This is a genomic window from Pseudomonas reinekei (assembly GCF_001945365.1).
GTDB lineage: Bacteria > Pseudomonadota > Gammaproteobacteria > Pseudomonadales > Pseudomonadaceae > Aquipseudomonas > Aquipseudomonas reinekei.
Window position 1 is genome coordinate 66,635 of the sequence record NZ_MSTQ01000009.1, and the last position, 13,702, is coordinate 80,336.

Here is a 13,702-nt window from a genome sequence, read left to right on the forward strand (position 1 = left end):
GCTCCTGCAGGACCACATCCAATGCAGGAGCTGCCGAAGGCTGCGATCTTTTATTGGGGCATCAATTACCCTCGGCGAACTCTCTCAACACCTTCCCGTCCATGCGATAACGAACCCACTCCTCCTGCGGCTGCGCGCCCAGGGATTTGTAGAAATCGATGGCGGGTGTGTTCCACTCCAGCACGCTCCACTCAAACCGCCCGCAATCATTGGCACAGGCGATTTTCGCCAGATGCCGCAGCAGGGTTTTACCGGCACCGCCGCCGCGCTGCTCCGGCGTGATGTACAGGTCTTCGAGGTACAGGCAGTTGCTGCCCAGCCACGTCGAATAGCTGAAGAAAAACACCGCGAAGCCGATCGGCAAGCCATCGCGCAGGCAGATCAGGCCATGGGCGGTGGCGCCTTCGCTGAACAGGCTGCGCTCGATATCGGTGACGCTGGCGATGACTTCATGGCGAGCACGTTCGTAGTCGGCCAGTTCGGTGATGAACGCAAGAATTTGCGGGGCATCACTGGGGGTCGCCGGGCGGATTTCGATCGTCATGGACATGCCTTGTCAGAGGTTGAAAACACCATACTAAGTCGGCGCGCGGTTGATATCTATTGGGACTGCTTCGCAGTCCAGCGGGAGCTAGTTCCCTCGCTACAAAAGCCCTGCAGCGAGCCTGAACCGTTCGTCGTTCATCAGGCACCAATTCAAAACGGGCGCAGACCAATATCAGGTAAGGACTTTAAATCAATGGAGACACCACCATGATCTCGACCCGATTGACCGCCCTCGCCTTTGCTGCACTGCTTTCCCCGCTTGCCATCGCTGCGACCACCGCGTCCGGCACCGGCCCGACCAATCCGGTCGAAGCGCCCAAGTCCCCCGCCATCCAGAGCGCCCCCAGCATGAACACCAACGGCACGGGCGTCGACAATAGCCTGCCGCCGTCCACCGGCACCGACCCGCGAACTCAAGGGAACGACATGGGCCGCCAGGGCGGCCTGAACGTGCCAGACAGCAAAACGCCGGACAACGCCGGCCCCGGCATGGGCTCGAAAACCACGACCGGTGGTTCGGGCTCAGAAGGGGGCGCCAGCCAGTAATTCGCCGCAGTACCTATCCATCATCATGAAGTCCATCACCATGAAGAGGTAACCATGAACGTCGATAAAAACCTGGAAAAAGAAGTCCTGACCCGCCTGCTGCACGCCCACCCAAGTGGCTTGGGCAAGGAGGTCCTGGACAATTACCGGGGGGAGAAAGTCGTGGCCAGCACCCTCGCGACGTTGCAGGAACGCGGTTTGATCCAGCACGGCAATGTGCAGTGCAATGAAGCCGGCGAACATTCGTTGAATCTGCCCATCAAGCTCAGCGCCGCCGGGGTTGAGGCGGCACGCAAGCTGGATGCCTGAGGGCGACAGACATTCCCGGGCATGAGTCCGAGATTTGCGTTGAAGCTGATAGACCTATCGCGAGCAGGCTCGCTCCCACAAGGAATTTGTGTGGTACACAGAACCTCGGTAGGAGCTAGCTTGCTAGCGATAGCGGCGGATCAGTCGCCGAAAGTCTTACCCATCAACGCATCCACCTCAGCAGTCCCCGGCGAAGTCGCCGGCCCCCACCGGGTTACCGCCAACGCCGCGGCCGCATTAGCCCGACGCGCCGCTTCAAACGCGGACAAGCCCTGCGCCAACCCCGCGACGAACACGCCCGCATGGGCATCACCGGCCCCGTTACTGTCCACAGCCTCAACCGTGAATCCCGGCACATGACTGCGCTCTGAACCCTGGCTGATCCAGCACCCTTGCGGCCCGTCACGCACCACCATCAGCACATCGCGCGGCAGATACCCGACCAGTCGATCCAGAGCCTCTGCAATGTCCGACGCGCCGGTAATCTTCAGCGCCTCGACGCTGTTGCTGGTCCACACGTCGATACGCGGCAGCAGCGCCTGCATCAACGGCGCATCCGGTGAGTCCACCAGCGGGCCCGGATCGAACACCACGTTGACGCCTGCCGGCAGCATCAGTACCCAGTCCACCAACGGTTGCGCCTTGCCCACGTGCAGCAGGCTGTAGCCGCTGACGTAGACATAGTCGCCCGTCTCGGCCGGGACGCTGGCCAGATCCTCTGCACTTAATTCACCCTCGGCGCCAATGTAGGAGACGAAGCTACGCTCAGCAGAGGCATCGGTGATTGCAACGCACAAACCGGTATCACGCTCGGCGGGATCGGCGATGCCGATGTGAATACCTTCCGCGTTCATCGCGTCGCGGGCCAGATCACCGAAACGCCCGCTGCCGTGGCGGCCGAGATAGACCACCGGCAACCCGTTACGCTGCGCGGCGGCCATCACATTGAAACCGCCGCCGGCTTCGAAACTGGCCGATTGCGCCAGCACGTCGCCCCCGGCTTGCGGCAGTTTATCCACGGCCATGACCAGATCGATGATGACCTGACCGGTGTGCAACATCTTAGGCATGAGCATTCTCGGCCAACGCAGCGCGACGGTCCTTCGCCCCACCGAGCAAAAAGTAAATCCCGCCGGCCACCACAAAAGTCACGATCCAGCCGAGGCCGTTATGGCCCAGCCACGAGTCGGAGAGGAAGCCCTTGAACCAGACGTTCTCTGCCGTGGTGCCGATAGTGGTGAAGCTGAAGCCCAACACGATGGCAATGGCCCACGCACCGAATGCACGCCACTCCACGCCGCCGCGATACCAATAGGCGCTGCTCGGGCTGACGTCCAGCAGATCCTTGGGGCTGTAGTAGTGACGGTGAATCAAGTCGACCACGAAGATCCCGACCCACGCCGTGATCGGCACGGCCAGCAGGGAAATGAAGGTGATGAACGGGCCGTAGAAACTGTCGGCGATCAGCATGAAGTAGATCGAACCGGCAAAGATCGCGACGATGTCGACCACCACCGCATAGACGCGCTTGACCTTGAGACCGAGGGTCAGCGTGGTCAAACCGGCGGAGTACACCGACAGGTTGTTCGACAGCAGCAGGCCACCGAACGCGGTGATCAGGTAAGGCACGGCCATCCAGGTCGGCAACATGTCGCGGATCGCGATGATCGGGTCAGTGGCCTGGGCCAGGTCGTTGTTGCCCACCGACAGCAGGCCACCGAGGGTGATCAGCAGCACCAGCGGAATCCCCGCGCCGAAGGCCGCCGAGGCCACCAGGCGCACGGCCTTGACGCTGCGGTGCTGATAGCGCGACATGTCCGCGCCGGCGTTGGCCCAACCGATCCCGGTGCCGGCCGCCATGGTGCCGATACCGATGATCATCGCGCTCAGCGGTGCAGGCGTGGCGTTGAACACCGCGCTCCAGTCGATGGTCGCGCAGAGGAACCCGCCGACCAGAATGTTCAGCGCGCCGAACACGTACGTGGCCCACTTCTGGATCACCAGCAATGTGGCATGACCGAGGCCGGACACCGACAACGTCAACAGTACGAAAATCGCGATGAACACCAGGGTCAGCAGCGGTGCGCTTTTCGCTTCCACCGGCGAGCCGAACAGGATCGAGCACAGCGACAGCAGCACGAATGCCGCGGTGGTGGTGTTGACGGTTTCCCAGCCCAGGCGCGACATCAGCGACACCAGGGTCGGACCGATATTGCCACGTACGCCGAAGATCGCCCGTGACAGGGTCAGGCTCGGTGCCCGGCCTCGACGGCCGGCAATGGAGATGATCCCGACCACCGCGAAAGAGCCGGCGGCACCGAGGATCGCGACGATGACTGCCTGCCAGATTGCGAGCCCGCGAAAGGCCACGAGGGTTGCGCCCAGGGGCAGGCCGAGGATGGAAATGTTGGCGGCGAACCAGACCCAGAACAGTTGCAGCGGATGGCCGTTGCACTCGGATTCCGGCACCGGTTCGATGCCGCGGGTTTCCAGTTGCCCGGCACTTTGCCCGGCGTTTGATGAACTCATGAACAATGCTCCTGTTGCCATTTTTGTGGTTGTGGCAATGACGCAAAACGATAAGACATGTGTGGCGAGGGAGCTTGCTCCCGCTGGGCGGCGAAGCGGCCCCAAAACCTGCGACAGTAGTGAGGCAGGCACACCGAGTCGTCAGCGTTTACGACTGCTGCGCAGCCGAGCGGGAGCAAGCTCCCTCGCCACGGGAAATCGGATCGACCCGAAAATCAGCGCAGCGTCAGCAGCTGCTGTACCAAGGGCTCCAGTTCAAGATCGTTCACCGCCTTGACAGTGTCGATCATCCCGACCGGCCAGCTCTCAAGCCCCAGGCAGGCCCCGAGCATCGCGCCGAGAATCGCCGCGATAGTGTCAGTATCGCCACCCAGGCTCGCCGCCATACACAGCGCTTCGAAGGCATTCATTTCACCGATGGCCACTTGCTGGGCCAGGGCGAACGACACCACCACCGATTCCTGCGAAGCCACCGACGTGCCGATCACGTCGTACATCAGGTCGGCCAGTAATGCTTTGTCGCTGTCGACGCTGATAGTCCGCGCCCAACTGATGCGCGACGCAATGCGTCCACCGGCTACCCAGTGGCCATGGGTTTCGGCTTGCTGGGCGATTTGCTGACCGAGGTTCAACGCTTCGCCCAGGTCCATGCCGTTGATCCCGGCGGACACCACCGCCGCCACCGCCGCCGCACTGGAGATCCCCAGCGTGGTGTTGTGGGTGACCTGGCAGGCCTGCACCACCGCTGCAATGAAACGCTGCGGATCGGCGACATTCGCTGCGATCCCCACCGGCGTGATGCGCATCGCCGCACCGTTGGTGGTGCCGTAGCGCCCCGCCTCTTGCGGTGAATGGCCGGCGAGGATCATCTCGATGGCGCGTTTGGTCGAAGGGCCGAGCAGATCCTGCGAGCCCTTGGCCTGCATCACGGCTTCCCATTCGATCAAACGCTGGGCAAGCACTGACGGCTCGATCGTGCCTTCGCCATCAATCAACAACTGCCCGACCAGGATGGCCTGTTCGGTGTCGTCGGTGATCGAGCCTTTGGGCATGTTGGCGGCGATCGGTTGATCGGGGCCGGCATCTTCGAGGTTAGTGATTTCGCCAAAGCGCGCCTGGATCTGAGCGCGGCTTAAAGATTGGGTCGGCATGCCCAGGGCATCGCCCAAGGCCAGGCCATAGAACGCGCCCAGGGCACGATTGAGCGCGGTCATTTTGACGTTCCAAATTGCAGGTGCAAACGGAAGTGTACGGGGTCGAGCAAGCTTTCCACCTGCTCCATGAAGCGGTTTTGCCGGTCGTAGGTGGTACGCAAGGCCTTGAGGAAGACCGTGCCGACCGGACGTCCCAACAGCTCGGCGTCCTGTTCATTCAACGGTTCGGCGCCGATCCATTGATCGCCACGCTCGCCGATGTAGCCGTAGGCGGCCAGGGTGATGGTCAGGGAGTCGTCAATCAGTCCCACGCGCGGCAGACTTTCCAGGCCTCCGGTGGCGGGCATCAGTGAGCGTTCGAGAGAAACCAGCGTACCGTCGTTGGAACGGCGGCGACGGTCGAGGGTGATGAACTGCTCGGTGCCGAACCGCGACAACAAGTCGGGACGGGTCACCGCCTCCAGCCGCAGCACTTCGGTATTGACCAGCGCCCCGCTGTCGGCGAGGGCCTGGGCCCAGCCGCTGCGCTGGTCGAGCACCACACCGTCGAATGTGACGATGGAACCCACCCCGCTTTGCGTCGCGATGTAATTGCGCCGTTTCAATTCGGCCAGGGCTTCACGCAACGTGCCTCGGCTGACTTTGAATTCTTGAGCCAACTGATGCTCGCCCGGCAACTGAAAGCCGTCCTCCATGAGGCCGCTTTCGATGCGCCGGATGAGTTCGTCGACCACCCGTTGTTTCTTGTCAAATCGAACCTGTCTAATCATGTACAACGTGATAACCGAAACAGGTTCGGGGGGGCAAGGAAAATTTATGGGTTCAGACGGAAGGAGCGGGATTGAAAATCACCTTGTGGGAGCGAGCCTGCTCGCGAAAGCGGTGTTGCTGACACATTGATGCTGAATGTGCCAATGCCTTCGCGAGCAGGCTCGCTCCCACACGTAATGGGGTGTCAGCGCTGTTTCAGTCGGTCGATGACCACCGCCAGCAGCAAGATCGAACCCCGGATCACGTACTGGTAAAACGTGTCGATGTTCTTCAGGTTCATCGCGTTCTCGATGATCGCCAGAATCAGCACCCCGGCAATCACATGTCGGATCATGCCGATCCCGCCGCTCAACGAAACCCCGCCCAGTACGCAGGCCGAAATCACCGTCAGCTCGAAACCCTGGCCGATCATGGGCTGGCCGGAGGTCATGCGCGAGGCGAGGATCACCCCGGCCAACGCACCGATCAGGCCATGCACGGCGAAGATGATGATTTTGGTCCGGTCAACGTTGACCCCGGCCAGCAACGCCGCTTCCTGATTGCCGCCGATGGCCATGGTGTTGCGCCCGTAGGTGGTGTAGTTGAGCAACCAGCCGAAGAACAGGAAGCAGACGATGGTGATCAGGATCGGCACCGGCACGCCGAACAACTGGCCGTTGCCGAAGACGAAGAACGATTCCTGGGACACGCCGACCGCTTTGCCGTTGGCGAAGATGTAAGCCAGGCCGCGCACGATCTGCATGGTCGCCAGCGTGGTAATCAACGCATTGACCCGCAGCTTGGCGATCACGATGCCGTTGATCAGGCCGACGATCAGGCCCATCACCAACGCCGCGCCGACACCGAGAAACACGCTGTCGGTGTCGCGCATCACCACCGCCGCGACGACCCCGGCGCAGGCAATCACCGAGCCCACTGACAAATCGAAATGCCCGGACGCCAGGCAGTACAACATGGTGCACGCCGCGATCCCGGTGGTTGAAATCGCCAGCCCCAACCCACGCATGTTCAGGGGTGACAGGAAGTTGTCGATCAGCAAAGTGCAGGCGACAAAGATGCCGACAGCCGCCAGCAGCATCACCCAGTCATCGAGGAAGCGCCGCAGGTCCAGTGGTTTGCGCGCGGTCGGCAGGGTTTCGTTTTGGGTTGTCATCATAGTCACCTCTCAGTTCGCCACGCCGTCAGCGCGTTGGCGCGGCAAAGCCAGTTGCAGCAGGTTGGATTCATTGGCCTGTTCGCGGCTCAGCTCGCCACGCATCGCGCCTTCGCACAGCACCAGGATACGGTCGGAAATGCCCATCACTTCCATCAGGTCACTGGACACCACGATCACGGCGATGCCATCCGCCGCCAGGTTGTGGATGATCTGATAGATCTCGGCCTTGGCGCCGATGTCGATGCCACGGGTGGGCTCATCGAGGAGCAGGACTTTCATCGGCATCGACAGCCAGCGACCGAGAATGGCCTTCTGTTGATTGCCGCCGGACAGGTACATGATTTTCTGCGCCGCGCTCGGCGTCTTCACTTTCAGCGCCTTGATCTGCTTGTCGGCGTTGCCCTTTTCCCACAGGCCGCGCAACAGGCAACCGAAGGTGGAATGAGCGCCGCGGGCGCTGATGTTGATGTTCTCGGCGACGCTGGAGAGCGGCATGATGCCCTCCTTCTTGCGGTCTTCGGGGCAAAGCAGAATCCCCGCCGAAATCGCATCGCGAGGTGAGCGTAACTTCAACTCATGGCCGCGCAGTTCCAGGCGTCCGGCCGTGTTGCGCTCCAGGCCGCTGAGCATGCGGAACAATTCCGTGCGCCCTGCTCCAACCAGGCCGAACAGGCCAAGGATCTCGCCTTTGTGCGCCTCGAAGCTCACCGGTTCGCGCAGGCCTGGCCCGAGCAGGCGATCGACCTTCAACGCCACCGCCCCACGAGGCCGCGAGCGATAATCGTAGATGTCCTGGATGTCGCGGCCGACCATGCACGTGACCAGTTGATCGTGGGTCAGCTCACTCATGTCCTCGAAAGTACGCACATAACGGCCGTCCTTGAACACCGTCACCGCGTTGCAGATGCGGAACACTTCTTCCATGCGATGGGAAACGTAGAGCACCACTTTGCCTTCGTCGCGCAGGCGACCGATGATCGTCATCAAACGATCGATCTCCCGCGCCGACAGGCTGCTGGTAGGCTCGTCGAAAGCAATCACATGGGCGCCACGGGACAACGCCTTGGCAATTTCCACCAGTTGCCGTTGGCCAAGTGACAGACGCCCGACCTTCTCCTGCGGATCGATTTCATCGGCCAGGCCCTTGAGGCAGGCCAACGCTTGCTGGCGCAGGGTGCCGCGATTGATCAGGCCGAAACTGGCCGGCAGATGGCCGAGAAACAGGTTTTCCGCCACGGTCATTTCCGGCACCAGGTGCAGCTCCTGGTGGATCACCGCGACGCCACTGCCGATGCTGTCGGCGGTGGACTTGAACGCCATCGTCCGCTCACCGATCTGCAGGTCGCCGCTGCTCGGCACGTAAGCGCCGCCGAGGATTTTAAGCAGCGTCGACTTGCCGGCACCGTTCTCGCCCATCAAGGCGTGAACCTGCCCCGGATGAGCAACGAAATTGATGTTGTCCAGCGCCTTCACTCCAGGAAAGGTCTTGCCGATCCCGTTGAAGCGCAAGCTGCCGCCTGCATTGTGTTGTACTTGTGTTTGCGCGTGCATAGCCTACCTCTTCACACAGAACGGGTGGCCCCGTTGCCGGGGCCACCGTTGAAATCAACCGGCCTTCAGTTCCACAGGCCGATTTTTTCCAGTTCCTGCTTGAAGTTTTCGCGGGTGATCAGCGTCACGTCGTCCATGGCGGTGTACTTCGGCGGCTCTTTGCCGGTGGTGACCCACTCGTACATCATGCTGGCGGTGTTGTAGCCCTCGATGTGCGGGCTTGGCAGCATCGAACCGAAGAAGCCGCTGTTAGGCTTTTTCAACTCGCCGATGGCGTCGGTGCCATTGATGCCGATGCCGATCACGTTCGCCGCGGTAAAACCGGCGGCTTCCGTGGCACGCACGCCGCCGAGCACGGTGTTGTCGTTCATGCCGCCGATGATCAGGTTTTTCGCCGCGCCCGGCAGTTTCACCAAGGCCGAGTTGGTCGCGTCCATGCTGCCTGGCACATCAAGCGTCTTGAGGGCCGAGAACAGGATGTGGTCCTTCGGCATGCCGGCGTCTTCCAGCGCTTTGACCGAACCGTCCGTGCGCTTCTTGCCGGTGTCGAGTTCGTTGTAGGTATTGATCACCGCGTAAGTGTCTTTCCACTCCCAGCCGCGTTTTTTCGCTTCCGTGGCCATGGCGGCGCCCTGCTTCTGGCCGACTTCAAAGGCGGCCATGCCGAGGTACGGCACGTCTTCCATGAACTTGCCGCTGGCATCGACAAAGCGGTCATCCACAGCAATCACTTTCAGACCGTTGAGCTTGGCCTTGGCCATGATTGCCGGGCCGAGCGACACGTCCGGCGGGCAAATCACGAAGCCCTTGGCGCCGTTGGCCGCCAGACTGTCGATGGCCGACAGGGTTTTCTCACCGTCCGGCACGGCAATCTTGATCAGGGTAAAACCCTTATCCTTGCCGGCCTTTTCGGCGAAGGCCCATTCCGTCTGGAACCAGGGCTCTTCCGCTTGTTTGACCAGAAATCCGATTTTCACCTCTTCAGCCGCCAGCAGCGTGCTGCTCAGGCTGACCGCTGAAACCGCCAGGGCGGCACAGCACAGGGTTCGGATGGCGTGACGACGATTCATAAGCTGACTCCTTGTTATTTTTCTTGAGCGTTCTTTGAAAAGCAAAAAGCGGTGTAACCATACTGCCAATAGTCATATCGTATGATGATTGGATTTTAGTCGTAGTAATGCGCCTGAAATCCCGGTCTCTCAGTCGTGGTACATCACCGAGCGACCACCATCGATGGTGATGCAGGAAGCGTTGATGAACGGTGCTTCATCACTGGCCAGGAACACGGCAGTCATGGCCACTTCAATCGGCTGGCCGATGCGCTTTGGCGGATGCAGGTCCAAGGCGCGCTGACGCTCGGCGTGTGGATCGGCAAAACCGTTCCAATAGTCGAGATTCAGTTGAGTTTCGATGTAACCCGGGGCGATGGCGTTGACGCGGATGCCTTTGGGCGCGTATTCGATTCCCAGGGCGCGGGTCAGGCCGAGCAAGCCATGTTTGGCCACCGGATAGGGAAAGCAGCCCGGGATGATGTGAGAGGAATGAGTGGACGCGATGTTGATGATGCTGCCGACGCCCTGCTCGATCATCTGCGGCAACACAGCCTTGCAACCGTACCAGGCGCCATCAAGGTCGATGGCGAAGCAGCGGCGCCAGTCTTCCTCGGTCATTTCCAGCGGGTCACGGAACACGTTGACCCCGGCGCAGTTGACCAGCACGTCGATCCGCCCGTGACGTTCGACCGCCAGCCTGGCCATGGCATGCAAGTCCTGCTGCTGCGAAACGTCGGCCTTGATCGCCTGCACATCGGCACCCTGGTCTCGCCAGTACGCAGCAACGGCTTCGACTTTCTCAGCCTGGATATCACTGATGATCAACCTGGCCTGCTGCGATGCAAAGGACGCAACAATCGCCTCACCGATGCCTTGGGCGGCACCGGTCAGCAATACGATTTTGTTTTTCAGGCGTTCACCCTTGGGCGGTTTGGGCGCCTCTGGCATCGAAAGGGGTTCAGCCATGGATCGCTGCATCACTTCACCTGTTTTGTTTTTTTAAGTGTGAGTGCGTGTAACTGGATGAGCCGACTATAAACCCGGCCCGCAGAAAATCTCAATATATATATTTACATCCCACATTTAGGGATCTACCCAGAAAACCGTGTACAAAGCTTTCCTGGCACGTCGACCCGAATCGCCAGCACCGCCCCATCCAGTGGATGCCCAAGCGGGCTGGCAGCGCTGGTGATGTACAAGGTTTTCAAGTCAGCATCGCCAAACACACAACTGGTCGGGCGGCTCACTGGCAGTTCGATCACCCGGTCGACTTTGCCATCCGGGCTCAGCCTGAGCAGGCAACTGCCATCCCAACGGGCGTTCCAGACGAAACCCTCGACGTCCATCGCGGAGCCATCCGGACCACCGCGACCATGAGGTCCAAACCACGTTTGGGCTGGCTCAAGGTTGCCGTCGGTACGAATGAAATGTTGATACAGCGTGGCATCGAGACTGTCGCCGAAATACACGGTGGTGCCGTCATCGCTCCACAGCAGCGTGTTGGGAATGCCCAGCCCGCGCAGCAGTGGCGTCACCCGCGCATCGCGATCGATACGGAACAAGCCGCCCGAGCGGTGCACGATGGGCAAGTCTTCGCCCTGTTCGCCGATGTTGTTTTGCATGGTACCGAGCCAGAGCCGGCCCTGGGCATCGCAACGGGCTTCGTTGGCGCGGTTGCCCGGTTGCGGATCCGCAACGCACAGCAGTGTCAGCCGTGGGTCCAGCCCCGGGGAGTCCAGATCAAGGCGATACACACCACTGCTCAACGTCACCAGTGCATCACCGCTTTCACAGGGGATAAACGCAGAAACGTGTTCCGGCATCTGCCAGATCTGCACGTTGGCGCCGATCAGCCGCAGCGCTTGCTTGCCGGCGATGTCCACCCAGTACAGCGCCTGGGTCGGTGCATCCCAGAATGGACCTTCACCGAGTTGGGCCCGGTGCTCGGTAACCGCGTTCAACGTCATGAAACCTCCTGCTTTCTTATTGTTTTCAGGTAGGAGCCGGCTCCTACACAGGTTCTTCGTTTTTCAGCTGGCCTTTTTGTCCGCCATGACTTGCGGGTAATAGCGCTTGATCGCCAGGTCGGCGTTATCGATCAGGGTCATGCAGGCCCAGACGCCCCGCGCGGAATCCCGGGCGGCGATGGCGTCGGCCATGTCTTTGTGAATCGGCAAGGTGCGGCGCAGTTCGTCGGGGTCGGCAGCGGACACTTCGAAACACACCGCCAACAGCGCACCGAGGGCCGGGATCATTTGTTCGATAAATTGGTTGTGGCTGGCGGCGAGAATGCACTCGTGGAAAATCTGGTCCGCGCGGTTGTAATCGACTCCGCTTTCCACCGCTCGCTCCAGCGCGTTGTAGGCCAACAGCACGGCTTGCACCTGCTCGGCATTCGCCCGTTCGCAGGCCCAGCGCACGGCCATGGGTTCGATGGTGCGGCGCAGGTCGAGCAAGTCATCGACGAAATTTTCCGGCAAGCCGCTGCGTGACAGCCAGCCCACGACTTGCGGGTCGAAGAGATTCCAGCGCCGCACCGGCAACACCCGGGTGCCGACTTTCGGCCCGACTTCGAGCATGCCCTTGGCGACCAGGGTCTTGATGGCTTCGCGGATGACCGTGCGGCTGACACCGAGTTGCTCGCCAAGATCGGCTTCGACCTTGAGGGTTTCACCGGGCTTGATCTGCCCGGTAGCGATCCAGCAACCCAGCCAGTCGACTGTTGACGCATGAAAGCTGCTGGACATGGACACCTCAAAGCCGTTCGCGATGGGTGCCCACGCTAATCATCATATGATTGACTGTCAAATAAAAAAGATCGCAGCCTTCGGCGGCTTCTACGGGAAATGTGCGCTCCTGTAGGTGCTGCCGAAGGCTGCGATCTATTTAGGGCTCAAGCCCGATACGAAAAAACTCACCACCACTCCACACGCCCAACCAACGCTGCCCATCAATCTCGCGGCTCACCGCCAGCTCCACCAGTTGGTAGAACACATTGCGATGGATCAACGCTTCGAGATTGGTCCGCACATGCACATAAGGCGCCGGTTCCTGGGTGTCCGGATCGATCACCACGCGAATCGGGTGCTCGGCCCCGGCTTCGGTGGTTTCGTCGACGTTGGTGGTAAAGCGCAAGACCTGAGCCTCCCCCTCGCCCTCCACATCCACCGTAATGGCCACAAACGGCGCGTCATCGACTTTGATGCCGACTTTTTCAACCGGGGTGATCAGGAAATAATCATCGCCGTCGCGGCGAATGATCGTGGAGAACAGCTTGACCATCGGTTTGCGCCCGATCGGCGTGCCCAGGTAATACCAGGTGCCGTCGCGGGCGATGCGCATGTCGATGTCGCCGCAGAAGTCGGGGTTCCACAAGTGGACCGGCGGCAAGCCCTTGGTCTTGGGGATTTGCCCCAACAGGTCGTTGGCTTTTTGCGGGCCACTCATGGCGTACTCCTTGAAATTACTGGTCGCTGAGACCCAACAGACTACGAGCGTATTGCTCCAGCGGCGGGCCCATCAGGTCTTCGGGTTTTTCATCGTGGAACGTCAGTAAACCGCCACGACTCTTGATGCGTGCAGTATCAATCAAATACTGGGTGCTGGTCTCAATCAACATGATTTGAATCACCCCGGTGTCGACACCCAGGCGATCCAGGGCTTCCTGATCCAGCCATTCATCCGAGTTGCCGATGCGGTCATCGGATTTGGCGAAGCGGGTATACAGCAGGTAATGAGCGCCAACGGCGCGGGCTTCGCCCATGGCCTGATCGAGGCCTTCGGGCACGCGCGCGCGGCGGACCATGGGGAAGTATTCGATAAAACCGTCAAACGCGACTTCGGCAATCACGTTTGGTCGCGGGTAAACGGCACTGCCTGGCGGCATGAACGCGCCTTGAGCGATGTAGACGAACGAGTCCGGCTGAATGCGCAGGTTATTCACGCGGCGGCTGTCGCTGTGATCCAGCAGGCCCGCATCGCTCATATGGTAGCGAGTCCCTTCGGCCATATCGCTGACGTTCATGCAGCCACCGAGCGCCAAAACGGCCAGCAGCAAAACCAGGCTACGCATCCTATCCTCCAGAGGC

15 protein-coding genes are annotated in these 13,702 nt (G+C 60.8%); 2 read left to right on the forward strand and 13 right to left on the reverse strand.

What is annotated here, in order from left to right:
* Positions 1–61: 61 nt before the first annotated feature.
* Entirely contained in the window at positions 62–544 is a 483-nt protein-coding gene (locus BVK86_RS16250; protein WP_075947392.1) for a GNAT family N-acetyltransferase, read from the reverse strand.
* Positions 545–753: 209 nt separating this feature from the next.
* On the opposite strand from BVK86_RS16250, the gene BVK86_RS16255 reads away from it, so the two are divergent.
* Positions 754–1,092 carry a hypothetical protein gene (locus BVK86_RS16255; RefSeq protein WP_075947393.1) on the forward strand — a complete coding sequence of 113 codons (339 nt, stop codon included), beginning with the start codon at positions 754–756 and terminating at the stop codon, positions 1,090–1,092.
* Positions 1,093–1,146: 54 nt separating this feature from the next.
* A complete protein-coding gene (locus tag BVK86_RS16260; protein WP_075947394.1) occupies positions 1,147–1,401 on the forward strand; it encodes a hypothetical protein in 255 nt (84 codons plus the stop codon).
* A 140-nt stretch (positions 1,402–1,541) separates the two neighbouring features.
* On the opposite strand, the gene BVK86_RS16265 is transcribed toward BVK86_RS16260, so the two are convergent.
* The 12 genes from BVK86_RS16265 to BVK86_RS16320 all read right to left on the reverse strand — a co-directional run bounded on the left by BVK86_RS16265 (position 1,542) and on the right by BVK86_RS16320 (position 13,686).
* Positions 1,542–2,471, reverse strand: a complete 930-nt coding sequence (locus BVK86_RS16265) for a PfkB family carbohydrate kinase (RefSeq protein ID WP_075947555.1) — start codon at positions 2,469–2,471, stop codon at positions 1,542–1,544.
* Positions 2,464–3,930, reverse strand: a complete 1,467-nt coding sequence (locus BVK86_RS16270) for a purine-cytosine permease family protein (RefSeq protein ID WP_075947395.1) — start codon at positions 3,928–3,930, stop codon at positions 2,464–2,466. Before BVK86_RS16270 ends, BVK86_RS16265 begins: the two co-directional genes overlap by 8 nt.
* 215 nt (positions 3,931–4,145) lie before the next feature.
* Positions 4,146–5,144 carry an ADP-ribosylglycohydrolase family protein gene (locus tag BVK86_RS16275; protein WP_075947396.1) on the reverse strand — a complete coding sequence of 333 codons (999 nt, stop codon included), beginning with the start codon at positions 5,142–5,144 and terminating at the stop codon, positions 4,146–4,148.
* On the reverse strand, positions 5,141–5,854 hold the full coding sequence (locus BVK86_RS16280) for a GntR family transcriptional regulator (RefSeq protein ID WP_075947397.1): 714 nt from the start codon (positions 5,852–5,854) through the stop codon (positions 5,141–5,143). The genes BVK86_RS16275 and BVK86_RS16280 overlap by 4 nt, the downstream gene beginning before the upstream one ends.
* A gap of 185 nt (positions 5,855–6,039) precedes the next feature.
* Complete coding sequence (gene araH, locus BVK86_RS16285; RefSeq protein WP_075947556.1) at positions 6,040–7,008, reverse strand: L-arabinose ABC transporter permease AraH; 969 nt, start codon at positions 7,006–7,008, stop codon at positions 6,040–6,042.
* A 12-nt stretch (positions 7,009–7,020) separates the two neighbouring features.
* On the reverse strand, positions 7,021–8,562 hold the full coding sequence (araG, locus tag BVK86_RS16290) for an L-arabinose ABC transporter ATP-binding protein AraG (protein ID WP_075947398.1): 1,542 nt from the start codon (positions 8,560–8,562) through the stop codon (positions 7,021–7,023).
* 65 nt (positions 8,563–8,627) lie between these two features.
* Entirely contained in the window at positions 8,628–9,632 is a 1,005-nt protein-coding gene (locus BVK86_RS16295) for a substrate-binding domain-containing protein (protein ID WP_075947399.1), read from the reverse strand.
* 129 nt (positions 9,633–9,761) lie between these two features.
* On the reverse strand, positions 9,762–10,580 hold the full coding sequence (locus BVK86_RS16300; protein ID WP_075947557.1) for an SDR family oxidoreductase: 819 nt from the start codon (positions 10,578–10,580) through the stop codon (positions 9,762–9,764).
* A gap of 125 nt (positions 10,581–10,705) precedes the next feature.
* Positions 10,706–11,581: an SMP-30/gluconolactonase/LRE family protein gene (locus BVK86_RS16305; RefSeq protein WP_075947400.1), complete on the reverse strand. Its 876-nt coding sequence runs from the start codon at positions 11,579–11,581 to the stop codon at positions 10,706–10,708.
* Positions 11,582–11,644: 63 nt separating this feature from the next.
* Positions 11,645–12,361, reverse strand: coding sequence for a FadR/GntR family transcriptional regulator (locus BVK86_RS16310; RefSeq protein WP_075947401.1), 717 nt, complete (start codon positions 12,359–12,361; stop codon positions 11,645–11,647).
* 139 nt (positions 12,362–12,500) lie between these two features.
* Complete coding sequence (locus BVK86_RS16315) at positions 12,501–13,061, reverse strand: DUF1285 domain-containing protein (RefSeq protein WP_075947402.1); 561 nt, start codon at positions 13,059–13,061, stop codon at positions 12,501–12,503.
* A 16-nt stretch (positions 13,062–13,077) separates the two neighbouring features.
* The gene (locus BVK86_RS16320; protein WP_075947403.1) at positions 13,078–13,686 is read right to left on the reverse strand and encodes a DUF4823 domain-containing protein; all 609 of its coding nucleotides are present in this window, start codon (positions 13,684–13,686) and stop codon (positions 13,078–13,080) included.
* Between the last annotated feature and the right edge of the window lie 16 nt (positions 13,687–13,702).